Below are 22,872 nucleotides of genomic sequence, written 5' to 3'. Positions count from 1 at the left end.
GTGAGCATTCTCGCCGCGGAGGCCTGGTTCTTGCCCGAAGTCATCCCAAGGGGGATTGTTATGAACTTCTCACGCTTTTTCGTCGACCGCCCGGTCTTCGCGGGCGTTCTCTCAGTGCTCATCTTCGTCGCGGGCCTGATCGGCATGACCGGTCTGCCGATCTCGGAATATCCGGAGGTCGTGCCGCCGCAGATCGTCGTGCGCGCCCAGTACCCCGGCGCCAACCCATCGGTGATCGCCGAAACGGTCGCGACGCCGCTCGAGGAGCAGATCAACGGTGTCGAAGGCATGCTCTACATGCAGAGCCAGGCGACCGCCGATGGTTTGATGACGCTGACCGTCACCTTCGAACTCGGCACCGATCCTGACCAGGCCCAGCAGCTCGTGCAGAACCGCGTCTCGCAAGCCGAGCCGCGCCTGCCGGAAGAAGTGCGCCGTCTCGGCGTGACGACCGTCAAGAGCTCGCCGGACCTGACGCTCGTCGTCCACCTCCTCTCGCCCAACGGTCAATACGACATCAACTATCTGCGCAACTACGGCGTCCTCAACGTCAAGGACCGCCTGGCTCGCATCGACGGCGTCGGCCAGGTGCAGATCTTCGGCGGCGGCGACTATTCGATGCGCGTCTGGATCGACCCGCAGAAAGCCGCCGAACGGGGCCTCGCCGCAAGCGATGTCGCAAACGCCATCCGCCAGCAGAACGTGCAGGCGGCCGCCGGCGTCATCGGTGCCTCGCCTTCGGTCCCGGGACTCGACCTGCAGCTTTCCGTCAACGCACAGGGACGTCTGCAGACGCCGGAGGATTTCGCCGACATCGTCGTCAAATCCGGAGAAGGTGGCGAGGTCACGCGTCTCGGCGACGTCGCACGCGTTGAAATGGGCGCTGCGGACTATTCGCTCCGCTCGCTCCTCGACAACAAGGCCGCCGTCGGCATGGGCGTCTTCCAGGCGCCGGGCTCCAATGCCATCCAGATCTCGGAAAACGTTCACAAGGCCATGGCCGAACTGAAGCTGACCATGCCCGAGGGCGTGGATTACGAGATCGTCTACGATACGACCCAGTTCGTGCGCGCCTCGATCGAGTCCGTCATTCATACGCTGCTCGAAGCGATCGCCCTCGTCGTCCTGGTCGTCATCATCTTCCTGCAAACCTGGCGCGCCTCGATCATTCCGCTCGTCGCCGTGCCGGTCTCGATCGTCGGCACCTTTGCAGTGATGTATGTCTTCGGCTTCTCGATCAACGCGCTCAGCCTCTTTGGCCTGGTGCTGGCAATCGGCATCGTCGTCGATGACGCGATCGTCGTCGTCGAAAACGTCGAGCGCAACATTGCGCAGGGACTGTCGCCCGTGCAGGCGACCTACCGCGCCATGTCGGAGGTATCCGGTCCGATCATCGCGATCGCGCTGGTGCTGGTCGCCGTCTTCGTGCCGCTCGCCTTCATCACCGGACTGACGGGACAGTTCTACCGCCAATTCGCGCTCACCATCGCGATCTCGACGGTGATCTCCGCCTTCAACTCGCTGACGCTTTCGCCGGCACTGGCGGCGCTGTTGCTGCGTGACCACCACGCGCCGAAGGATTGGCTTACACGCGCAATGGACAAGCTCTTCGGCTGGTTCTTCCGCGGCTTCAACCGCTTCTTCGGCCGCAGCTCCGAGGCCTATGGCCGCGGCGTGGGCGGGATTCTCTCCCGCAAGTCGCTGATCATGGGCGTCTATGTGGTGCTTCTCGGCGTCACCTTCGTCTTGTTCCGGGCCGTTCCCGGCGGCTTCGTGCCGGCACAGGACAAGCAGTACCTGATCGGCTTTGCCCAACTGCCGGACGCAGCGACGCTCGACCGGTCGGAAGACGTCATCCGCCGCATGAGCGACATCGCGCTGAAGCACCCGGGCGTCGAGAACGCCATCGCCTTCCCGGGCCTTTCGATCAACGGTTTCACCAACTCGTCCAACTCCGGCATTGTCTTCGTGGCACTGAAGCCCTTCGAAGAGCGTACGACGCCCGAGCTTTCGGGCGGCGCTATCGCCATGCAACTGAACCAGGAGTTCGGAGCTATCCAGGACGCCTTCATCGCCATGTTCCCGCCGCCGCCCGTCCAAGGCCTCGGCACGACCGGCGGCTTCAAGCTCCAGATCGAAGATCGGAACGGGCTCGGCTATCGGACCCTCGACGAGGCGGCAAAGGCCTTTCTCGCCAAGGCCGCTCAGGCACCGGAACTGGCTGGCCTCTATTCGAGCTACCAGATCAACGTGCCGCAGCTTTTTGCCGATCTCGATCGTGTGAAGGCGCGCCAGCTCGGCGTATCCGTGACCGACGTATTCGAGACGCTGCAGATCTATCTGGGGTCACTCTATGTCAACGACTTCAACGCCTTCGGCCGGACCTACAGCGTGCGCATCCAGGCCGACGCGAGCTACCGCAGCCATGCCGACGATATCGGCCGGCTGAAGGTTCGGTCGCAGTCGGGCGAAATGATCCCGCTTTCGGCGCTCTTGAAAGTCGAGCAGACCGTCGGCGCGGAACGGGCGATCCGGTACAACGGCTTCCTGTCGGCCGACATCAACGGCGGTCCGGCGCCCGGCTACTCCTCCGGCCAGGCGCAGGCCGCGATCGAAAGGATCGCCGCCGAGACGCTGCCGCCCGGCATCGGCTTCGAGTGGACGGATCTGACCTACCAGCAGATCCTCGCCGGCAACTCGGGCATCCTGGTCTTCCCGCTGGCGCTGCTGCTCGTCTATCTCGTGTTGGCGGCCCAGTATGAGAGCCTGACGTTGCCGATCGCGATCGTGCTGATCGTGCCGATGGGCATCATGGCTGCACTGACGGGCGTCTGGCTGACGGGCGGAGACAACAACGTCTTCACGCAGATCGGATTGATCGTGCTCGTCGGCCTCTCCGCCAAGAACGCGATCCTGATTGTCGAGTTCGCCCGCGAACTCGAACTTTCCGGCAGCAGCGCGGTGAGCGCGGCGATCGAGGCCAGCCGGCTGCGTCTCAGGCCGATCCTGATGACCTCGATGGCCTTCATCATGGGCGTCGTGCCGCTCGTCACCTCCACCGGTGCAGGTGCGGAAATGCGCTCGGCCATGGGCGTCGCCGTCTTTGCCGGCATGATCGGCGTTACCGCCTTCGGCATCTTCATGACGCCGGTCTTCTACGTGCTGATCCGCAAGCTCGCCGGCGAGCGGCCGCTGAAGCACTCGGGAGCACACATCGAAGCGCCGCACCTCGCCCCCGCCGAGTGAACGGGAGTCCCCTGCCCGATGGCGCCTCAAGCGGGCCGGACGAGAAATTGTCCGGCCCGCTCACGTTAGATCATTTCATTGTTTCAACAGCGAAATGATCTGGCCCTTTGAAACAGCGCAATTCCGGACGGAAAACCGCTACACACAGTTTTTCCTGGAATTGCGCTGAGAGCCTACTGCACGTTCCCTGAATCGTAGCGCGGGCTGTAGCGCCGCCATCGCGCGTGACAGCCGGCACTCGATCGGATAAACCAGCAGCCTCCGACCTCACAGGCCTGCGTGCCGCGCAGATGGCTTCCGATAGATGACCTCCACCGATCCGATCACCAATCTTTCCACGCTTATTCGCTGCCCATCCGTCACCCCCGCCGAAGGCGGCGCGTTGACCGCGCTGGAGGCGATGCTGACTCCGCTCGGGTTCCGGGTCGACCGAGTGACAGCAAGCGAAGCCGGAACGCCGGACATCGAGAATCTCTACGCCCGGCTGGGAAGCGACGGCCCGCACTTGATGTTCGCCGGCCATACCGACGTCGTGCCGGTCGGCGACGAAGCCGCCTGGACGCATCCCCCCTTCTCCGCGGCGATTGCCGGCGGCCAAATGTATGGGCGTGGCGCCGTCGACATGAAGGGCGGCATCGCCTGCTTCGTGGCGGCCGTTGCCCGCCACATCGAGAAGCATGGAGCGCCGAAAGGTTCGATCTCGTTTCTCATCACCGGCGACGAGGAAGGCCCGGCCGTCAACGGCACGGTGAAGCTTCTTCAGTGGGCGGCGGCGAAAGGCGAGCGCTGGGATGCCTGTCTTGTCGGCGAGCCGACCAATCCCGATGCGCTTGGCGACATGATCAAGATCGGCCGGCGCGGTTCGCTCTCCGGCCGCATCACCGTTCACGGCGTCCAGGGACATGCGGCCTATCCGCATCTCGCCGACAATCCGGTGCGCGGCATCCTGCAGCTCACGGAGGCATTGATGGACCCGCCTTTCGACGGCGGCACCGAGAGCTTCCAGCCCTCGAATCTCGAGGTCACGACCATCGATGTCGGCAATCCGGCCGTCAACGTCATCCCGGCGAAGGCGAGCGCCAGCTTCAACATTCGCTTTAACGACAAATGGACCGCCGAAAGCCTCATGGCGGAGATCATCGCGCGGCTCGATCGTGCCGCGGCGACCGACAAGCTCAGGCCGGGTCGCGCGCTCGTCCGTTACGACATCGCCTGGAACGAGCGTCCGAGCCACGTATTCCTCACGCGCAACAACGCCTTGATCGATTCGCTTTCCGGCGCGGTCGAGGCCGTCGTGGGGCGCCAGCCGAAGCTCTCGACCACCGGCGGCACCTCGGACGCGCGCTTCATCAAGGATTATTGCCCCGTCGTCGAATTCGGCCTCGTCGGGCAGACGATGCATATGGTCGATGAGCGCGTTGCCGTCGCCGATCTCGAAACCCTGACCGAGATCTACGAAACCTTCATCGCCCGCTGGTTCGGTCATGCCGCTGCTTGAGGAGGTCCTCGCCTATATCAAGGGGTTGTGGCTGCTCATCCGCGGCGACCGCGAAGGGTTCCGCTGGCTGGACATCAGCGAGAGCGGCCTGTGGCGCTCGTTCGCAGCGATCCTCTGGTCCCTGCCGGCGATCGCCGTGACCTGGGCGTCCTGGCGGCTTTATTACCTTTCGGCGATGCCGGCCGGCACGACGATCGGCTTCGGCTTCATCCTGAAGCTGCTTGTCATAGATCTTGCCAGCTGGCTCCTGCCGATCATCCTGATCGTGATCCTGTCGCGACCGCTGGGATTTGCCTTTTTTGTAGTGCCCGTGATCGTCACTACCAATTGGCTCTCGGTGCCGCTCTCCTATGCCATGGCGCTACCGGCGGCGATACGTCTGGTGATTCCGGGCAGCGAGGGACTGACAAGCCTGATCTGGCTGCTGCTGCTGGTCGCGAGCGTCGGCTTGCTCTTCCGGCTTCTGCGCACGGTCACCGGCGACCAGACCTTGCTCGCGGCCGCGCTGACGGCCCTATTCCTGCTGCCGTCGGTCATGATCGGCGAGTTCCTGCAGCGTTTCTTTGGTCTTGTTCCAGGCTAGCGAAACGCGAGGCATCAAAGACCGCGCCTGACGAGGATCAATAATCCACCTGCATGAAATAGAGGCCGTCGGGCGGGGCAACTGGCCCGCAGGCCTTCCGGTTGCGCGCTTCGAGCGCAGCCTGCAGATCGTCCGGCGTCCACTTGCCCTCGCCGACCAGCTTCAGCGAGCCGGCGAAGGAGCGAATCTGATTGTGCAGAAAGCTCTGGGCTGACGCGCGGATCTCGATGAGATCTCCCGTTCGCGTCACGTCCAGCCGGTCGAGCGTGCGCAGCGGGCTCGTTGCCTGACAGTGGGCGGAGCGGAAGGTGGTGAAGTCGTGGTAGCCGACCAGCCGCTGCGCCGCCTCATGCATCGCCTCATGGTCGAGCGTCTTCGGCACCCACCAGGCACGCCGTGCCTCAAGCGCCAGCGGCGAGCGGCGGGAGATGATGCGATAGAGGTAGTGGCGGCGAAGCGCCGAGAAGCGGGCGTCGAACTCCGGTGGCGCTTCAAGCGCATCGAGAATCGAGACACGCTCTCCGGCAAGCGTCAGATGGGCATTGAGCGCGTTGCGCAGCGTGTGCGTCTTCCATTGGCGTGTGAGATCTGCATGCGCCACCTGCCCCATGGCGTGAACGCCGGAATCGGTGCGTCCCGCGCCGCGGACGGAGACCGTCTCGCCGGTCAGCGACAGGATCGCTTTCTCGATCGCACCCTGGACGGAGGGACCGTTTTCCTGGCGCTGCCAGCCGACATAATCGGAGCCGTCATATTCGACGGTCAGGCGATAACGCGGCATCAGGCGATCCTCGTGCCGGCAGCGACAGGCGTTCCGCGCAGGAACTCGGCGACCTCGAGCGGCTTGCCGCCGGCCCTCTGCAACCGGGTCGGCCGGACCGCGCCGTCGCCGCAGGCGATGGTCAACGCCTCGTCCAATACCGTGCCCGGCGCGCCGGTTCCCTTGGCGTTTTCGGAATGCAGCACCTTTATCCGTTCAAGTTTCCCGCCGATCGTCAGCTCGAACCAGGCGCCGGGAAAAGGCGAAAGGCCGCGAATATGGTTGTGCACCTCGCTCGCCGGCTTGGTGAAATCGATGCGGGTCTCGGCCTTGCTGATCTTGGCGGCATAGGTTGCGCCCTCTTCCGGCTGTGGCGTCAGCGGCAAATCACCCGCTTCGAGCTTGGCCATCGCCTCTTTCATCAAAGTCGCTCCAACCTGCATCAGCTTGTCGTGCAGTTCGCCGGCGGTCATCGTCTCGCCGATCACGACGGCCTTGGTGAGCGCGACCGGACCGGTATCGAGACCCTTGTCCATCTTCATCACCATCATGCCGGTCTCGTGGTCACCGGCCATGATCGCGCGCTGGATGGGCGCTGCGCCCCGCCAGCGCGGCAGGAGCGATGCATGTCCGTTGTAGCAGCCGTGCCTCGTTCCCGAGAGGATTTCCTCGGGCAGGAGCAGGCCATAGGCGACAACGACGGCGACGTCGGCATTGAACTTGCGGAAAGTCTCGCGATCGTCCCCATCCTTGAAATTCAGCGGGGTCAGAACAGGAACGCCTAGAAGTTCTGCTGCCTGATGGACAGGCGATTTCTGCAGGTCGAGACCGCGTCGCCCGCCGGGACGCGGCGGCTGCGTGTAGACGGCTACGATCTCATGGCCTGCCTCGGCCAGCGCGACAAGTGTGGGCACCGAGAATTCCGGCGTTCCCATGAAGATGATGCGAAGCGGCAAGGCGGCAAACTCCGTCTCTTGAAATCAGGCTGCGCCCACGATTTTCGCGCCGACGCGCGGGCGCTCCAGCGAATAGTGAGAGCAGGATGCGGGCGGAAACCCCGCACACGGTTATTTTCCTCGTCCCACTCTACTGCGCCCCGCGTCTTATCAGACGCGCAAAGGTCGCTGTAGCATTTTGTCCTCAAACCGATTGCGGTTGAGGACTCATGCGGTAGATGTCAGATCGCCTTGGCGCCGCGTGTCTTGGCCGCCTTGGTGAACTTGCGGATCACCATATCCCGTTTGAGCTTGGAGATATGGTCGATGAACAGAACACCGTTCAGGTGATCGATCTCGTGCTGCAGGCAGGTGGCAAGCAAGCCGTCCGCCTCGACCGTCTTCTCCTTGCCTTGGCGATCGAGATATTCGACGGTGATTGCGGCCGGGCGCTCCACCTCCGCATAGTAGTCCGGGATCGACAGGCAGCCTTCCTCGTAGACCGAGCGTTCATCGGAGGACCTGACGATTTTCGGATTGATGAAAACGAGCGGGCTCTTCTCCTCGTCTTCCTTCGACACGTCGAGAACCAGGAGGCGCTTCGGTACGCCGATCTGGATTGCGGCAAGGCCGATGCCCGGCGCATCGTACATGGTTTCCAGCATGTCGTCGGCCAGGCGACGGATGTCGTCGTCGACGGTCTCCACCGGCTTGGACACCTGGCGCAGAACCGGATCGGGAAGAATGATTAGCGGCTTGATCGTCATGCTGATCCCATAGCCGATCTTTCCGCTTGCGCGCAAGAACATTGCCTCTGGCAAAGATCGCACAAACCACCGCTTGCTGCTTGCGAAAGCCGCGACATGTTTGTTCTTGTTTTGATCTGGTCTTCGGGCGCGAATCTGTTAGGCTGCGGCCATGGAGCCCATCGCCCTTTCCTTCGACCAGCCGCTGTTTCTCATCGGCGCCCTGCCCGTTACGGCCGGTCATCTCGTCACGGCCGCCGCCGTTCTCATGATGCTCGCGAGCCTCATGCTTGCGCGCCGCGCGCGGTCGGCCCGCACCGACGAGCGAGACGAGCAGATGGCAACGCTCCTTGCCGCGCAGACGGAATTGCAGGGCCGGATCGCCGCCATGACCGAAGTTTTCGGCACACGCCAGGCTGAACTCAACCAGTCCCTCAGCCAGCGCATCGACGGGATGACGCACCGGATCGGCACTTCGATCAGCGAGCAGACGAAAGCGACGCACGAAAACCTCCGCCGCCTGCAGGAGCGGCTCGCCGTGATCGACAACGCCCAGAACAACATACAGTCGCTGGCCAAGGACATGGCCGGGCTGCAGAGCATTCTGGCAAACAAGCAGACGCGCGGGGCCTTCGGCCAGTCGCGCATGGAAGCGATCGTTGCCGACGGGCTGCCGATGGGCGCCTTCGCCTTTCAGGCGACGCTCTCCAACGGCGCGCGTCCGGACTGCACCATCCGCATGCCGAATGGCCAGCCGCCGCTGGTCATCGATGCAAAGTTTCCGCTCGAAGCCTGGAACGCCATGCGCGACGCTGCGACGGCCGAACGGCGGCAGCAGGCGGCGCAGGCCTTCCGCCGCGACATGGAGGTGCATATCCGCGATATCGCCGGCAAATACCTTTTGCCGGGAGAAACGCAGGACACGGCCTTCCTCTTCGTTCCCTCCGAATCGATCTTCGCCGAGATCCACGAGCACTTCGAGGCGATCGTGCAGAAGGCGCATCGCCAGCGCATCGTCATCGTCTCGCCGTCGCTTCTGCTCTTGTCGATCCAAGTGATCCAGGCAATCCTGAAGGATGCCCGCATGCGCGAGCAGGCGCACCTGATCCAGGGCGAAGTCGTGCGCCTGATGGAGGATCTTTCGCGCCTCGACGAACGTGTGCGCAAGCTTCAGGGCCATTTCGCGATGACCCAGAAGGACGTCGACGATATCCTCATATCATCAGACAAGCTGACCCGGCGCGGCGCCAAGATCGAAGCCCTGGAACTTGCGGCCGAGGCCGAACCCGGGCAGGGCGACAAGAACGGTCGGCCGATGGACAATCGGATGGGGCAATTGAAGCTGCGGGTGGTTGACGAGGACTGACGCGGTCGGGCACTCTTCGCGAAAATCAATAATCCCACGGGGAATCTTCATATGATCACTGTCCTTGGGTCCATCAACATGGACCTGATCGCCACCACCGCGCGCCTGCCGAAGCCCGGCGAAACTGTCGCCGGAACCGGTTTCTCGACCGCCGCCGGCGGCAAGGGCGCGAACCAGGCGCTGGCCGCTCGTCGTGCCGGCGCATCGGTGCGCATGGCCGGCGCCGTTGGCTCCGACAGTTTCGCCGAGGGCGCTCTGGCGCTGCTCAAAGAGGCTGGCGCCGATCTCAGTCTCACAAAGACGGTCGATGCCCCGACCGGAACGGCGCATATCATCGTCGGCGGCGATGGCGAAAACGTCATCGTCGTCGTCGCCAGCGCCAATGCGACGGTGAGCGAGACCGACGCAACGACGGCGCTCGAAACCATGTCAGCCGGCGACACGCTGATGCTGCAGCTTGAAATTCCGGCGGCCACCGTCGAGAAGGCGCTTGCGGAGGCCAAACACCGCGGCATCCGCTCGATCATCAACATCGCGCCGCTGACGCCCGAGGCCGCCCGCCTCGGCCGCATGGCCGACATCGTGATCGCCAACGAAACCGAATTCGAGTTGCTGGCCGGCAAAAGTGGCATCGACGCCGCTGCGCGCGAGGCGGCGATGAAACAACTCCACCAAGAGACCGGGCAAACCGTGATCGTGACGCTTGGCGCCGAAGGCGTGATCGCCATTCACGATGGTGCCGTTCACCGCGCCAAGGGATTGGCCATCGAACCCGTCGACACCGTCGGCGCCGGCGACACCTTCTGCGGCTATCTTGCCGCAGGGCTCGATGCGGGACTGGCCTTCGCCGACGCGCTGCGGCAGGCGGCGGTCGCCGGATCGCTCGCCTGCCTCAAGCCTGGCGCGCAACCAGCAATACCGCTGGCAACCGAGGTCGCGGCTCGCCTCTGAGCGGCGCGCCCGTTTTTGCGGCCCATTTGCGCCCGCTTCGCAAACCCGACAGCCCATGTCGCGCCGGTTAAACTCAGAGCGCCGAATTTGCGTTCGCGACCATGAATCAAGCTTCGGTGTTGGCCGGATCTTAAGATTTGATCCTCTATTCAGATGCATGAGAAGGTCGACCGCGATCAGGTTTGACCGCCTCCTTCGTGCCGGTTGGCATCTGGCGCTCCATGATGGAGTTTCACCCCACAATTCGGAATGCGTCACGCCGTGGGCAGCAAGCCCGCGGACCTCTCAGTATGTGAGGATTTCATGTTCAAGTTCCAAGCCAAATCACTGGCGACCAAACTGATCGCTGTGACAGGCGGTACGATCGCACTCGTGCTGCTCGCCTCGAATTTCGTTCTCATCTCCCAGACACAGGATCGCGTCGAGACACTGGTCTTCGACGGGGCCCAAGCCGAAGCGAGAGCCATCGCTTCCGACATTGCGGGAAGCGTCGGCGAACTCGCTGCCGCAGCACGCACCATGTCCGGCGTGCTTGGCCGGGGCCACGCCGGAAAATCGACCGATCGCGTCGGTGCGATCAATCTCTTGAAGGCCAATCTCGAGCAGCACAGCTTTGCCTTCGGCAGCTGGTTCGCCGAAGAAGCGAAAGCCTATGACGGGCGCCAGGAAGACGTCGTCAACAACAAGGAACTCGGCGGAAACGAGCAAGGCGTCTTCACGCCCTACTGGTCGAAGAACCGCAACGGCGAAGCGCAGTTCTCGACCTTCAAGGCGGATTACGCCGCCGAGTGGTACAGCCTGGCCGCCAAGAGCGGCAAGGGCGCGATCACCCAGCCCTACCTTGCGGAAGGAACCGACGTCCCGACCACGATGAGCTCGATCGCCTATCCGGTGATGTCCGACGGCAAGCTGATCGGCGTCGCGGGCGTCGACATTTCGCTCGCCGCTCTCGCCGATGACCTCGCAAAGCTCAAGCCTTTTGGCTCGGGCCGCGTCTATCTGCTGTCGCAGAGCGGCAAATGGCTTGTTTCGCCGATCCCCGATCTGCTGATGAAAGACTATGAAGGCGAAGGTGCCGATGTCGTCAAGAATGCCCTGTCATCGGCGACGTCAGGCACGATCAGGAATCTCGCCTATGATGGAAACGAGCCCTTCGACCGTGTCGTCTATCCTTTCAAACTGCCGAACGTGAACGCCAACTGGGTGGTGCTCGTCGATGTGCCGCGCGCAGCGATCAACGCGCCGGTCCGCGACCAGACCTATATGATGATCGTCGGCGGCCTCGTCGTCCTTGGTGCCGTGCTCGTCGGTCTCTATTTCGCCGTTCGCGGCTTCGTGCAGAAACCGCTCGCCGGCCTCGTCAGCGACGTTCAGACGCTCAGCAACGGTGACTACACAAAACCGATCGCTGGCCAGGAGCGCTCCGACGAAACCGGTTCGGTCGCCAAGGCGCTCGAAGGCTTCCGCCATCAGCTCGCCGACACCAGGCGTCTCGAAGGGGAAGCCCGCCACGAGCGCGAACAGGCGGAACTGCAGCGCAGCCGCTCGGAAACCGAGCGCGCCGAGAGCAGCGCCCTCCAGCGCGACATCGTTGCCCGACTCGGCAAGGGCCTGTCGCATCTGTCGGCCGGTGACCTCGCCTTTCGCATCACCGACGAATTCCCCGGTGAATACGCGCAGTTGAAGCGTGACTTCAACGCGACGATGGAGAGCCTCGAGGAGACCATCCGGACCGTAAACCATTCGGTCGTCAACATCGGCAGCGGCACCTGCGAAATCAGCAATGCGGCCAACGACCTGTCGCACCGGACCGAACAGCAGGCCGCGAGCCTTGAAGAAACCGCGGCCGCCCTCGACCAGCTCACATCGCAGGTGCACGCCAGCGCCGAGAATGCCAAAGTCGCGGCAAGATCGGTCGAGGTGGCGAGCAGCGACGCCGAGCAGTCGGGCGAGGTCGTGCAAAAGGCGATCGCCGCCATGCAGGGCATCGAGCAATCCTCGCACGAAGTCAGCCGGATCATTGGCGTCATTGATGAGATCGCCTTCCAGACAAATCTTCTGGCGCTCAACGCGGGCGTCGAGGCTGCCCGCGCCGGCGACGCCGGCAAGGGATTTGCGGTCGTCGCCCAGGAGGTCCGCGAACTCGCCCAGCGGTCGGCAAATGCTGCGAAGGAGATCAAGACGCTGATCAACACCTCCGCGGGCCAGGTCCGTGAAGGCGTGGATCTCGTCGGAAAGGCGGGCAGTGCGCTCGAGAAGATCGCCGAGCAGGTGGTGCAGATCAACGGTCTGATCCGCCAGATCTCAAGTTCCGCCTCGGAACAGGCGGTCGGCCTGAAGGAGATCAACTCGGCCGTCAACCAGATGGATCAGGTGACCCAGCAAAACGCCGCGATGGTCGAAGAAACCACGGCCGCCAGCATGGCGTTGAACGACGAAGCCGGCGCACTGAGCACGCTGGTTTCCCGCTTCCGGGTCGCTCAGCAGGCGCCGGCCCAGTCTTCTTCCGAGATGCTGCGTGGTGCAGCCGAACGGATGCGCGCAGCCGAGCGTCCCGCCTCTCCTTCGGCTGCCGCCAAGGACAGCCGCCCGGCGCAACCGCGCAGCGGCTATTCGGCATCGACACAGCGCGTCATTGCGCACACGTCCGGCGCCAACGCGCTCGCCCAGGACAATTGGGAAGAGTTCTGAGCCCACGATTAAGCAATTCCAGGAAAAGTGTGTAACGGTTTTCCGCCCGGAATTGCGTCGTTTCAAAGACTTAGTCTAGAACGAACAGCAAGACGGCGCCCGAGAGGCGCCGTCTTCATTGGCTGCGCCGCCACCCGTCAGATGCGCGCCAGGCGGTCCGTCAGGAGATCGAAAAAGCCCTGATCGTCGATGTGGCGCATCACCTTGGCATTGTGCTCGCGGCCGGTCACCTGCCACCAGTCGACGACGGTCATGCCGGCCGTCAGGGCGGACGTCGTCTCGATCTCGACATTGCAGTCGCGCCCGGTGAACAGTTCCGGCCGCAGGAGATAGGCGATTACCGTCGGATCATGCAGGGGACCACCGTCCGTCCCATATTTTTCGATGTCGAAGCGTTCGAAGAACTCGAGCATTTCGGCCATCGCGACCGCCGCGGGACTGCCGATCTCGCGGATCTTCTGGACCCGGGCCTTGTGGGTCAGGACGCGGTGCGTCACGTCGAGCGGCATCATCACGATCGGAATGCCGGAGCGGAAGACAATTTCGGCAGCTTCCGGATCGACATAGATGTTGAATTCCGCCGCCGGCGTGATGTTGCCGCCCTCGAAGAACCCTCCACCCATCATCACGATTTCCCGTATCCGCGACGCGATTTCCGGCGTCTTCGTCAGGGCAAGCGCGATGTTGGTCAAGGGGCCGAGCGTGCAGAGCGTAACCGTGCCCGCATCCTCGGCGAGCAGGGTCTCGATGATGAAGTCGACGGCGTGCTGCTCCTGCAGCGGCATCGTCGGCTCTGCCAACACCGGACCGTCGAGCCCTGTCTTGCCGTGGACATGCTCGGCTGTCACCAGAGGTCGCGCGACCGGGCGCTCGGCGCCCGCGTACACCTTCACATCGGTCCTGTTGCAAAGCTCGCAAACGATGCGCGCGTTCCGGGCTGTCAGCGAAAGCGGAACGTTACCCGCGACAGTGGTGATGCCCAGAAGGTCGATCTCCTCTGGACTGCCGAGGGCGAGCATGATGGCGGCTGCATCGTCCTGCCCGGGATCGGTGTCTATGATTATCTTTCTTGCGTTCGACACTTTCTCCACCCTCCTGGCTCACGATGATCCGGATCTCGTCGATCCGCGAACGTGGCCGATTCTACGATATTGAAGCAGGATTCGGACAGAAAACCGCTCACATTTACCTTCCCGCTCTGATTTGGCGCAGCGAACTATGATTTGCGCGCGCAGCCTAGGCAAGCGGCTTGCACTCGTTGCGCACAGCTACCATATTGCAGCGTGGATGCTGCTTGGCAGGTCCGCATGATGGTCGCTTGAGCTGCAAGGACTTGGGAAATGAGCAGGATTACGCCCTTTACCAGCCCGCTTCTGCTGGGCTTCGACACCATGGAAAAGACCCTTGAGCGCATCGCCAAGGGCAACGACGGATATCCACCCTATAACATCGAGCGCATTCGCGGCGACGCATCTTCCGATGCGCCGGAACGGTTGCGGATAACGCTCGCGGTCGCTGGCTTCTCCGAAGAGGACCTGGACGTCACGACGGAAGAAAACCAATTGGTGATTCGCGGCCGCCAGGCCGATGTCGGCGAACGGGACTACCTGCATCGCGGCATTGCCGCCCGGCAGTTCCAGCGCACCTTTGTTCTCGCCGACGGCATGAGAGTTCTCGGCGCCGAGCTGCGCAATGGTCTCCTCTCGGTGGACCTCGTGCGGCCCGAACCGGTTCGTATGGTAAAGAAAATTAACATTTCCGTCCCAGAGTAGGATAACCGGCGGGATTTTCCCCTACCCGGCGACCACGGAGTGTCACCATGGGACTGAAAGCCATCAACACATCGCTGTCGAAAAACGACCTTGCACATCTTGGCGAGGGCGAAGTCGGCTATATCCGCAAGATGCGTTCGGAGGAGGTCTCCCGTTGTTTCCCGGAAGCACCCGAGATGGGACCCGGAATCGACCTGTGGGCCTTGTTCGGCGCCGACGGCACGCCGATCCTTTTGACCGACAACCGGTCCAGCACCTTCTTCAAGGCGGCCGAGGACGATCTTCGGACCGTCAGCCTTCATTGAGCGGCTGAAGCGCATCACCTGAATTTGGCCCCTCATCCGGCCTCTCCTGCGAGAGAGGGTTAGGGTGAGGGGAAAACGTAGTAAGTCCTAGACACGGCGAAAGGTGAGATAGGCGGAACTCCGCCCCTCGCGGCGCGCCTTTGCCTCGTAGCGCGTGCTCGGCCACCCTGCGAAAGGCGTGAGCCAATCTGCTGCTTTCTCCGCCGTCCACTCGAAGGCTGCGTGATCGCGGCAATGGATGAGCGTCCAATTGACATAGGTGTCGATGTCCGAAGCGAAGCAGAAGAGGCCGCCGGGCTTCAGGATGCGGGCGAAGCGATCCAGGTTGACCTTGGAAACGAAGCGCCGCTTCCAATGCTTCCGCTTGGGCCAGGGATCGGGATAGAGCAGGTCGATGTGGTCGACGGAAGCGTCCGGCAGCCAGTCCAGCACCTGCGTTGCGTCGTCGTCATACAGCCGGACATTCGCGAGCTCTCGCGCTTCGATCTGTCCAAGCAGCTTCGCCATCGAGTTGACGAAAGGCTCGACGCCGATGAAACCGGTTGCAGGATCCTCGGCGGCACGGTGAACGAGATGCTCCCCACCTCCGAAACCGATTTCCAGGCGAATGCGCTTCACCGGCTGCGGAAAGAGTGTCGTGAGTTCAGCCGGCGCGTGCTGCGCGAGATCGAGCCGCAGTGAGGGCAGCAGATGCTCGAGATGGGCTGCCTGGCGTTCACGCAAGGGCTTGCCCTTGCGGCGGCCAAAGAATGCCTCCGTGGCTCTGGCGCGGCGCGGTTCAGTCATCACGATCTTCCTTCAAAGAGCAAAGCGGACACTCCAGCCCGGAGCATCCGCTCTTGATCCTGCAATGTGGTACGCCTGAATAGCAGCGCACCCGGCCATTGCAATATTTTTTCGACGCCTGCGACCTCGTCCAAGGCCGCGTCGACTGCGGCGTTATGCAGCGCGACCCGGCGCTCTCTGTTCGGAGAAAGCTGCGGCGTCGAGATCGATCGCTTCCTTCAGCGGCTTCACCAGATCGAGCTTCTCCCAGGAGAACGAACCGTCGCGGCCGGCCTTGCGGCCGAAATGGCCGTAGGCAGCGGTTTTGGCGTAGATCGGCTTGTTGAGGTCGAGGTGACGACGGATGCCCGTCGGCGAAAGGTCCATCGTCTTGCGGATGGCGCTTTCGACCTGGTCTTCCGAGACCTTGCCGGTGCCATGCAGATCGACATAGATCGACAGCGGCTGGGCGACACCGATGGCGTAGGCGAGCTGGATCGTGCAGCGGTCGGAAAGGCCGGCGGCAACGACGTTCTTCGCCAGATAGCGCGCGGCATAGGCGGCCGAGCGGTCGACCTTGGTCGTGTCCTTGCCCGAGAAGGCGCCGCCGCCATGCGGCGCTGCGCCGCCATAGGTGTCGACGATGATCTTGCGGCCGGTGAGGCCAGCGTCGCCGTCCGGTCCGCCGATGACGAACTTGCCGGTCGGGTTGATGTACCAGGTGCAGTCGTCGGAGATCTTCAGATCGGCAAGCGCTTCGCGGATATACGGCTCGACAACGGAGCGGACCTTGGCGGAATCCCAGCTGTCGTCGAGATGCTGCGTCGAAAGCACGATCGAGGTAACTTCCCTCGGCTTGCCGTCGACATAGCGCACGGTCACCTGGCTCTTGGCGTCCGGACCGAGCTTGGCGACTTCGCCTTCGCCCTTCTTGCGGGCGGCAGCGAGCGTCTGCAGGATGCGGTGCGAGTAATAAAGCGGCGCCGGCATCAGCTCGGACGTCTCACGGCAGGCGTAGCCGAACATGATGCCCTGGTCGCCGGCACCTTCCTCGCCCTGCTTGTCGGAAGCGTTGTCAACGCCTTGCGCGATGTGAGCGGACTGGAAGTGCAGGAGCACGTCGATCTTCGCCGTCTTCCAGTGGAAACCGTCCTGTTCATAACCGATGTCGCGGATCGCCTTGCGGGCGGCCGACTTGAACTTCGACGGATTGATGACCTCGTTGCCGTTCTTGTCCTTCTTCAGCAGGCTCGGCGGCAGGCGGACTTCGCCGGCGATCACGACGCGGTTCGTCGTCGCCAGCGTCTCACAGGCAATGCGCACACCCCAAGGATCGACGCCGGTTTTCGCCGCCTCGCGGTAGACCAGATCGACGATCTCGTCGGAAATGCGGTCACACACCTTATCCGGATGACCTTCGGCTACGGATTCACTCGTGAACAGGTAGTTTGCGCGCATGCGGGAAGTCCCCTCAATGAAAAAGCGGTGCGAACGTGTTAGTGGTTTTGCGGTCGAAAAACAAGCGAACAACGACATAAATATATCTTTATATCGATATTACAACCTGAATTCACCCGCTGCATGCTTCCTCAAACGGTAGCCGATTCAAGGGCTGAAACATGCGGAGGCTCAAGGTGCTGCAGCGTGATTTTGCGCGTCTGATGAGACCCGCTGGCCGTAGCGGTGGACCGCATAAAAAAAGCGGCACTCAGGCCGCTTTGCTTTTAGATCGGCGAAATGCCCCGGCCTATTCGCTTTCCGCCTCGGCGGCCAGCGCCTTCACCAGGTCCACCAGTTTCCGGCGCACCTTCGGGTCGGAAATCTTGACGAAGGCACGGTTGAGTTGGAGGCCCTCGGAGGACGACAGGAAATCAACGACATAGTTTGAGCTGGAGGCCTCGGCCATGCCGGAGGCGGCGCCCTCGCCCGGAGCATCCTCGAAGAAGAATGATACCGGGACATTGAGAATGGAGGAAATGTTCTGCAATCGGCTGGCGCCGACGCGGTTTGTTCCCTTCTCGTATTTCTGGATCTGCTGGAAGGTAATCCCCAGGGCTTCCCCGAGTTTTTCCTGGCTCATACCCAGCATCGTCCGGCGGAGGCGAATCCTGCTACCGACATGAATGTCGATCGGGTTCGGCTTCTTCTTGTTTTCAATCATGTCCGCGTTCCTAAACACGCTGTTTCGGGTACCTGCAACCTGGCATCGAACAGAGCGCCCTGTCGCAACCATATCGGCAAAACAAGAGCTCCACTCGCAGGTGAAGGTTGATGGATCTGGTCACTATGCAATTTTAGGGGTTTTAGGTCAATTCTTCCTAATATTAAAACCAATGCGAGAAAATGCTGCAACCAGAAAGAGCATTCCGGCTGCCAACCAGAAAATCCGACCGCGCGTAGCGGCATCGGTTACGCTAAGCATTTTTCCCGGCAGAATTGTGTCTGTGACCCCCTTGTAATTGTATCCCAATCCTACCACTAAAACACCACGTGCATCAACAATTGCTGATATACCGTTGTTGGCCGCCCTGATCATCGGTGTGCCGGTCTCGACTGTGCGAAGCCGCGCCTGATGGAAATGCTGGCGCGGGCCAGGTGTGTCGCCGAACCAGGCGTCGTTGGTAATGTTGAGCAGGATATCGGCAAGTCGGGCGTTGCCCTCGATCTCATCGGCGAAGATCGCTTCGTAGCAGATAAGCGGATAAGCCGTCCTGCCGCCCGGCAGCGTCAGAAGCGTGCGCGTCTGGGCAGGCGAAAAGCCGCCAGGCATCGAGGCGGCGACAGCGCTCAGCCCCCAGGAGGCAAGAACATCCTCGAACGGCAGATATTCGCCGAAGGGGACGAGGTGAACCTTGTCGGCGGCGCCGATGATCTGGCCGCGATCATCAATCGCGTAGATCGAATTGTAAAAGCGCCGCGGCAGGCCCGCCCCGGCATCCTCGACGCGAACGGCACCGGCGATAAGGACTTGCCCCTCCTCCAGGACCTCTGCGATACGGGCGAGCGCGTCCGGGTTGTCCGTCAGTATGAACGGGATCGATGTTTCCGGCCAAACGATGATGTCCGGGCGTTTGCCCCCGTCCTGCCCCGGCACGGTTGTGAGAGCGAGATGCTCCTCGAAGACCGACGCGCGTTCCCTGTCGTCTAGCTTCATCGCCTGATCGACCACCGGCTGAACGAGGCGCACGGTCAGCTCAGGCGTTAGCGGTTGAGGCGCCGGCTGGGCAAGTCGATAGAAGCCGAAGGCGAGGTGCGCGGCAAAGAGCACCACGGCGATTGCGAGGCCCGCACGCGCGCCCTTTCCTGTGGCGATGAGAGCGGGGGCCGCAAACACGAAGACAGCGACCATATTGATCGTCGCAAGGTTCACGACGCTCGCCGATTGCATCATCAGTGGCATCGGCATCAGGGCATAGCCGATGGCATTCCAGGGAAAGCCGGTGAAGAGAAACCCGCGGAGCCATTCCGCGATGCCGAAGCCGAATGCAAGCGCGGCGATCCTGCCCATGCCGTCGGACCAGATGCAGCGCGCCAATGCGACTGCAAAGGCATAGAAGAGCGCGAGGAAGGCAGGCAGACCGACAACGGCGAGCGGCAGGGCCCAGGCAAAAAGATCCGCCTCGATCAACAGGGCGTTGCCAAGCCACCAGAGGCCCCCAAGGAAATAGCCGAACCCGAAGCTCCAGCCGATCGACAAGGCCGGCCAAAGCCGTCCGAGCAGCCCCCGTTCAGGATCGCCCGGTGCGCCGTCGATCAGCCAGACGAGGACGGGAAATGAGACGAAAGCGGCCGCGAAGATACCGAACGGTGGTTGGGTGAGAACCGTCAAGAGCCCCGCGAGGAAGGCGATGAACACCCTCGACACTCCGGAGAGGAGCATAATCCTGCCTGCCAGCCTACTCATACAGCCTCCAATAGGCGCAGGACCGCGATCCTGCGCAGGAAAAACGACCGAATCAATCGGCGGCAGTGTTCCAAAAAAGCGGCTGCTTGTCCCCCGTCCAGGCGTTGCACAGCACGGCATCGCGGCAAAAATCGAGAGCGATTTTGGCGCCGATATTACTGCATGTTTCCTTAAGTCATTGTCGATTCAAGGACAAAACATGCAGCAGTTCAAGGTGCTACAGCGTCCTTTGCGCGTCTGATAAGACGTGCGGCGCTGCAGATTAATTCATTGTTTCAATGAAACAGTGAAATGATCTAACCGAACCTACGCAAGGCAGGACGGAAAACCGCTGCACACTTTTCCGGGATTGCTCTAACAGCCGGGATGGGAAGGCGGCACGCCGCGACCGCCGGAACTGCTATTGCTCGGATGTCGGCGGTGGTCCGGCACGGACCTCGGTGTCGCGACCGGCCGGCGGCGTTTCAGATGGCATCTCCTTCTCTGCCTTCACCACCCGGCGGCGGGCGAGCGGCCGCTTGCGCATGATGCGCACGCGTTTGACGCGCCGCGGGTCGGCATCGAGAATCTGAAATTCGAAACCGGGGATGGCCTGGACCACCTCGCCGCGAACCGGGATGCGCCCGAGCGAAGCGAACACCAGCCCGCCCAGCGTGTCGACGTCTTCGATCTGTTCGCGCACATCGAAATCCGGGCCGATCGCTTCGGCGATCTCCTCGAGCTCGACGCGGGCATCGGCGACGAAGATATCATCCGTGGTGCGCGCGAACATGACCTCTTCGTCGTCATGCTCGTCTTCGATATCGCCGACGACCATCTCGACGATGTCCTCCAGCGACACGAGACCGTCCGTGCCGCCATATTCATCGATGACGAGCGCCATCTGGATGCGCGCGGCCTGCATCCGCTGCATCAGATCCGAAGCCAGCATGGACGGCGGCACGAACAGGAGCTGGCGAACGATGCCGGCCTCCTCGACCGTTTTTCCAAGATCGACGCGAGAGAGGTCAAAACCCGCCCTCTGCTGACGCGGCGCCTTTTCCGTCCTCTCGACCGAGGCCATGGGCTGTGCCTTGCCGTTGCGCCGCCGGTTGCGGGCCTGCTTGGTCACATAGGCGAGAAGGTCGCGGATATGCACCATGCCGCGCGGGTCATCCAGGCCCTCGTTGTAGACCGGCATGCGCGATCGCCCCGACTCCTCGAAGATGACCATGAGTTCGCCGATCGTGATGCTCTGGTCCACGGCCTCGATATCGGCGCGCGGCACCATCACGTCCTCGACGCGAACCTCGCGGAAACGCAGGATGTTGTTGAGCATCGCCCGTTCTTCGGGCGAGAATGCGGCGTTGCTGTCCGCGTCCGTCATCAATGCGTCGGCGAGATCTTCGCGCAGGCTCGATGGGCTTGCCCCGCGCAGGAGGCGCGCGGCGCGGCTCCAGAAGGAGGTTGTGGATTTGCTGCCCTCCTGTCGGGGGGCGGCGGTACTACTACTGCCCGCCTCGGCTTCTCCGGAAGCTTCCGCTTCCTCGGCCGCAACAGCGGCCGGCTGTGTGTTGATGTCGCTCATCGTTCCAAACTATCAATCCGGGGATCTGTCCCCGTATGGATCAGATAGGCCAAGACGCGCCAAAATGCGAGTCTCCAGGCCTTCCATTCTTTCCGCCTCGTCGTCTTCCAGATGATCATACCCGAAAAGGTGCAGGAATCCATGGACGAGAAGGTGTGTCAGATGCGTGTCAAACGGCTTCTCCAGTTCGGCCGCTTCGCGCTTCAGCGTTTCATAGGCAACGATGATATCGCCGAGCATCGGCCCCGGCATCTTGCCCGGGGTCACGGGAAAAGCGGGAAAAGACAGCACATTGGTCGGCTTGTCCTGGCCTCGCCATTCGGCATTGATTGCCTGCATCGACACATCATCGGTGAAGACCAAAGAGAGTTCCGGCGGATCCGGCGGAAAGGGCTGCTCTTCCTCGCGCACGAGGAAATCCGCCGCCGCCTCGAGAATGCGCGCCGAGAAGGACTGCAGCTCGTCTTCCGACGGCCAGCCCCCTTCCTCGACGCTGATCTGGATATCCAAAGCTGTCATGGCTGCAACGAACCGCCGTTAGATCACGATGATTTTGGGTCGATTCGACCCAAAATCATAAACGTGATCGATTCCAACAAACAGAGCGGGATGCGGGTGGAAAACCGCATATACTTTTCCTTATCCCGCTCTAAAGCGTGATCCGAAAAGTGGAAACCGGTTCTCGGACAAATCACGCGATAATCAGGACTAGCGATCGCTCTGCTCGCTTTCGTCGTGAACCGCCGTGTGGCTTTCATAGGCCCTGACGATCCTCGCTACCATCGGATGGCGGACGACATCGACATCCTTGAAGCGGATCACCGAAACGCCCTCCACGCCATGGAGAATTTGCAGCGCCTCTACGAGGCCCGATTTGACACCGCGCGGCAGGTCGACCTGACTGGGATCGCCGGTGACGATCATCCGGCCGTTTTCGCCGAGACGCGTCAGGAACATCTTCATCTGCATCGATGTCGTGTTCTGGGCCTCATCAAGGATGACGGCGGCATTGGCGAGCGTTCGCCCACGCATGAAGGCAAGCGGCGCAATCTCGATCACGCCAGCGGTGATCGCCCGCTCGACCTTGTCGCCCGGCATCATATCGTAAAGCGCGTCGTAAAGCGGCCTGAGATAAGGATCGACCTTTTCCTTCATGTCGCCAGGCAGGAAGCCCAAGCGTTCGCCGGCTTCGACGGCGGGCCGCGAAAGAATGATGCGATCGACTGCGCCACGCTCCAGCAACTGAGCCGCATGGGCGACGGCGAGATAGGTCTTGCCGGTACCGGCCGGCCCGACGCCGAAGACGAGCTCGGACCGCTCGAGCGCACGGATATAGGCATCCTGCATCGGCGTGCGCGCAGCGATGGTCTTTTTGCGCGTCGAAATCTGCGCCATCGTCAACTTGGCTTTGCGTTCCATTGTCGGCAACTGCAACGGTTGGGCTCCAGCTGCCGCCATACGGATCGCGCCTTCGACATCGGACGTATCGATCGATCCGCCACTCTGCAATCTTCCGTAGAGATAGTCGAGAGCGCGCCGCGCCTGGTTTGTCGCCACCACATCGCCCGAAATGGCGACGGAATTTCCGCGCGGCCTGGCGTCGATGCGCAGGCGCTCTTCGAGCAGCTTCAGGTTCTGGTCGAATTGGCCGAAAAGTTCGCTGGCAAAGCGGTTGTTCTCGAAAGTGAGCACGAAGTGATTGGCGTCTGTCGCAGATGTTTTGGACTGGCGCGATGATGAAGAAATCAATTCGTGTCCATTCAAGCGGTTAGGCTCCTCGCTC

Annotated in this window: 19 protein-coding genes; 8 read left to right on the top strand and 11 right to left on the bottom strand. The window is 62.2% G+C overall.

Annotated features, from left to right (window positions below; all coding sequences use genetic code 11):
• The first annotated feature begins 60 nt into the window (after positions 1-60).
• The 3 genes from QN224_RS01940 (at position 61) to QN224_RS01930 (ending at position 5,327) form a co-directional block, all read left to right on the top strand.
• Complete coding sequence (locus tag QN224_RS01940) at positions 61-3,246, top strand: multidrug efflux RND transporter permease subunit (RefSeq protein ID WP_283975342.1); 3,186 nt, start codon at positions 61-63, stop codon at positions 3,244-3,246.
• A gap of 304 nt (positions 3,247-3,550) precedes the next feature.
• Complete coding sequence (dapE, locus tag QN224_RS01935) at positions 3,551-4,744, top strand: succinyl-diaminopimelate desuccinylase (protein ID WP_283975341.1); 1,194 nt, start codon at positions 3,551-3,553, stop codon at positions 4,742-4,744.
• The gene (locus QN224_RS01930; protein WP_173511083.1) at positions 4,731-5,327 is read left to right on the top strand and encodes a hypothetical protein; all 597 of its coding nucleotides are present in this window, start codon (positions 4,731-4,733) and stop codon (positions 5,325-5,327) included. The genes dapE and QN224_RS01930 overlap by 14 nt, the downstream gene beginning before the upstream one ends.
• A gap of 37 nt (positions 5,328-5,364) precedes the next feature.
• Here the strand turns inward: QN224_RS01930 and truA are convergent, their stop codons facing one another.
• From truA to def, 3 genes are all read right to left on the bottom strand, one after another.
• Positions 5,365-6,108, bottom strand: a complete 744-nt coding sequence (truA, locus tag QN224_RS01925; protein WP_283975340.1) for a tRNA pseudouridine(38-40) synthase TruA — start codon at positions 6,106-6,108, stop codon at positions 5,365-5,367.
• A complete protein-coding gene (gene fmt / locus QN224_RS01920; RefSeq protein ID WP_283975339.1) occupies positions 6,108-7,043 on the bottom strand; it encodes a methionyl-tRNA formyltransferase in 936 nt (311 codons plus the stop codon). Before fmt ends, truA begins: the two co-directional genes overlap by 1 nt.
• Positions 7,044-7,264: 221 nt before the next feature.
• Entirely contained in the window at positions 7,265-7,789 is a 525-nt protein-coding gene (gene def / locus QN224_RS01915) for a peptide deformylase (RefSeq protein ID WP_173511512.1), read from the bottom strand.
• A gap of 151 nt (positions 7,790-7,940) precedes the next feature.
• Here def and QN224_RS01910 point away from each other — a divergent pair, with 151 nt between their 5' ends.
• The 3 genes from QN224_RS01910 (at position 7,941) to QN224_RS01900 (ending at position 12,776) form a co-directional block, all read left to right on the top strand.
• Positions 7,941-9,134: a DNA recombination protein RmuC gene (locus QN224_RS01910; protein WP_283975338.1), complete on the top strand. Its 1,194-nt coding sequence runs from the start codon at positions 7,941-7,943 to the stop codon at positions 9,132-9,134.
• 51 nt (positions 9,135-9,185) lie between these two features.
• Entirely contained in the window at positions 9,186-10,085 is a 900-nt protein-coding gene (locus QN224_RS01905; RefSeq protein ID WP_283975337.1) for a ribokinase, read from the top strand.
• 303 nt (positions 10,086-10,388) lie between these two features.
• Entirely contained in the window at positions 10,389-12,776 is a 2,388-nt protein-coding gene (locus tag QN224_RS01900; RefSeq protein ID WP_283975336.1) for a methyl-accepting chemotaxis protein, read from the top strand.
• Between the two features lie 137 nt (positions 12,777-12,913).
• Here the strand turns inward: QN224_RS01900 and QN224_RS01895 are convergent, their stop codons facing one another.
• Positions 12,914-13,858 carry a nucleoside hydrolase gene (locus QN224_RS01895; protein ID WP_283975335.1) on the bottom strand — a complete coding sequence of 315 codons (945 nt, stop codon included), beginning with the start codon at positions 13,856-13,858 and terminating at the stop codon, positions 12,914-12,916.
• A gap of 258 nt (positions 13,859-14,116) precedes the next feature.
• Between QN224_RS01895 and QN224_RS01890 the strand changes: the two genes are divergently transcribed.
• Entirely contained in the window at positions 14,117-14,548 is a 432-nt protein-coding gene (locus tag QN224_RS01890) for an Hsp20 family protein (protein WP_283975334.1), read from the top strand.
• Positions 14,549-14,595: 47 nt separating this feature from the next.
• The gene (locus QN224_RS01885; protein WP_136506763.1) at positions 14,596-14,853 is read left to right on the top strand and encodes a DUF1150 family protein; all 258 of its coding nucleotides are present in this window, start codon (positions 14,596-14,598) and stop codon (positions 14,851-14,853) included.
• 87 nt (positions 14,854-14,940) lie between these two features.
• On the opposite strand, the gene QN224_RS01880 is transcribed toward QN224_RS01885, so the two are convergent.
• The 7 genes from QN224_RS01880 to QN224_RS01850 form a co-directional block, all read right to left on the bottom strand.
• Entirely contained in the window at positions 14,941-15,639 is a 699-nt protein-coding gene (locus tag QN224_RS01880) for a tRNA (guanosine(46)-N(7))-methyltransferase TrmB (RefSeq protein WP_283975333.1), read from the bottom strand.
• A gap of 153 nt (positions 15,640-15,792) precedes the next feature.
• A complete protein-coding gene (gene metK, locus QN224_RS01875; protein ID WP_173511092.1) occupies positions 15,793-17,076 on the bottom strand; it encodes a methionine adenosyltransferase in 1,284 nt (427 codons plus the stop codon).
• A gap of 289 nt (positions 17,077-17,365) precedes the next feature.
• Positions 17,366-17,779 (bottom strand): helix-turn-helix domain-containing protein, encoded by a 414-nt coding sequence (locus QN224_RS01870; protein ID WP_173511093.1) that lies wholly within the window; start codon positions 17,777-17,779, stop codon positions 17,366-17,368.
• 147 nt (positions 17,780-17,926) lie between these two features.
• A complete protein-coding gene (lnt, locus tag QN224_RS01865) occupies positions 17,927-19,522 on the bottom strand; it encodes an apolipoprotein N-acyltransferase (RefSeq protein ID WP_283975332.1) in 1,596 nt (531 codons plus the stop codon).
• A gap of 400 nt (positions 19,523-19,922) precedes the next feature.
• On the bottom strand, positions 19,923-21,089 hold the full coding sequence (locus QN224_RS01860) for a hemolysin family protein (protein WP_283975331.1): 1,167 nt from the start codon (positions 21,087-21,089) through the stop codon (positions 19,923-19,925).
• 12 nt (positions 21,090-21,101) lie between these two features.
• The gene (gene ybeY, locus QN224_RS01855; RefSeq protein ID WP_283975330.1) at positions 21,102-21,608 is read right to left on the bottom strand and encodes an rRNA maturation RNase YbeY; all 507 of its coding nucleotides are present in this window, start codon (positions 21,606-21,608) and stop codon (positions 21,102-21,104) included.
• Positions 21,609-21,797: 189 nt separating this feature from the next.
• A complete protein-coding gene (locus QN224_RS01850) occupies positions 21,798-22,853 on the bottom strand; it encodes a PhoH family protein (protein WP_283975329.1) in 1,056 nt (351 codons plus the stop codon).
• Positions 22,854-22,872: the final 19 nt, after the last annotated feature.

This window comes from Sinorhizobium sp. 7-81, assembly GCF_030124405.1.
In the GTDB taxonomy this organism is placed as follows: domain Bacteria; phylum Pseudomonadota; class Alphaproteobacteria; order Rhizobiales; family Rhizobiaceae; genus Sinorhizobium; species Sinorhizobium psoraleae.
Note: the sequence above shows the minus strand (reverse complement) of the source record. Positions and strands in the feature narration are given on the sequence as shown.

Excerpts from the sequence above, each read along its gene's own strand:
- QN224_RS01940 (WP_283975342.1), top strand. The coding sequence starts at position 61 with ATGAACTTCTCACGCTTTTTCGTCGACCGCCCGGTCTTCGCGGGCGTT.
- dapE (WP_283975341.1), top strand. The coding sequence starts at position 3,551 with ATGACCTCCACCGATCCGATCACCAATCTTTCCACGCTTATTCGCTGC.
- QN224_RS01930 (WP_173511083.1), top strand. The coding sequence starts at position 4,731 with ATGCCGCTGCTTGAGGAGGTCCTCGCCTATATCAAGGGGTTGTGGCTG.
- truA (WP_283975340.1), bottom strand. The coding sequence starts at position 6,108 with ATGCCGCGTTATCGCCTGACCGTCGAATATGACGGCTCCGATTATGTC.
- def (WP_173511512.1), bottom strand. The coding sequence starts at position 7,789 with ATGACGATCAAGCCGCTAATCATTCTTCCCGATCCGGTTCTGCGCCAG.
- QN224_RS01910 (WP_283975338.1), top strand. The coding sequence starts at position 7,941 with ATGGAGCCCATCGCCCTTTCCTTCGACCAGCCGCTGTTTCTCATCGGC.
- QN224_RS01905 (WP_283975337.1), top strand. The coding sequence starts at position 9,186 with ATGATCACTGTCCTTGGGTCCATCAACATGGACCTGATCGCCACCACC.
- QN224_RS01900 (WP_283975336.1), top strand. The coding sequence starts at position 10,389 with ATGTTCAAGTTCCAAGCCAAATCACTGGCGACCAAACTGATCGCTGTG.
- QN224_RS01890 (WP_283975334.1), top strand. The coding sequence starts at position 14,117 with ATGAGCAGGATTACGCCCTTTACCAGCCCGCTTCTGCTGGGCTTCGAC.
- QN224_RS01885 (WP_136506763.1), top strand. The coding sequence starts at position 14,596 with ATGGGACTGAAAGCCATCAACACATCGCTGTCGAAAAACGACCTTGCA.
- QN224_RS01880 (WP_283975333.1), bottom strand. The coding sequence starts at position 15,639 with ATGACTGAACCGCGCCGCGCCAGAGCCACGGAGGCATTCTTTGGCCGC.
- metK (WP_173511092.1), bottom strand. The coding sequence starts at position 17,076 with ATGCGCGCAAACTACCTGTTCACGAGTGAATCCGTAGCCGAAGGTCAT.
- QN224_RS01870 (WP_173511093.1), bottom strand. The coding sequence starts at position 17,779 with ATGATTGAAAACAAGAAGAAGCCGAACCCGATCGACATTCATGTCGGT.
- lnt (WP_283975332.1), bottom strand. The coding sequence starts at position 19,522 with ATGAGTAGGCTGGCAGGCAGGATTATGCTCCTCTCCGGAGTGTCGAGG.
- QN224_RS01860 (WP_283975331.1), bottom strand. The coding sequence starts at position 21,089 with ATGAGCGACATCAACACACAGCCGGCCGCTGTTGCGGCCGAGGAAGCG.
- ybeY (WP_283975330.1), bottom strand. The coding sequence starts at position 21,608 with ATGACAGCTTTGGATATCCAGATCAGCGTCGAGGAAGGGGGCTGGCCG.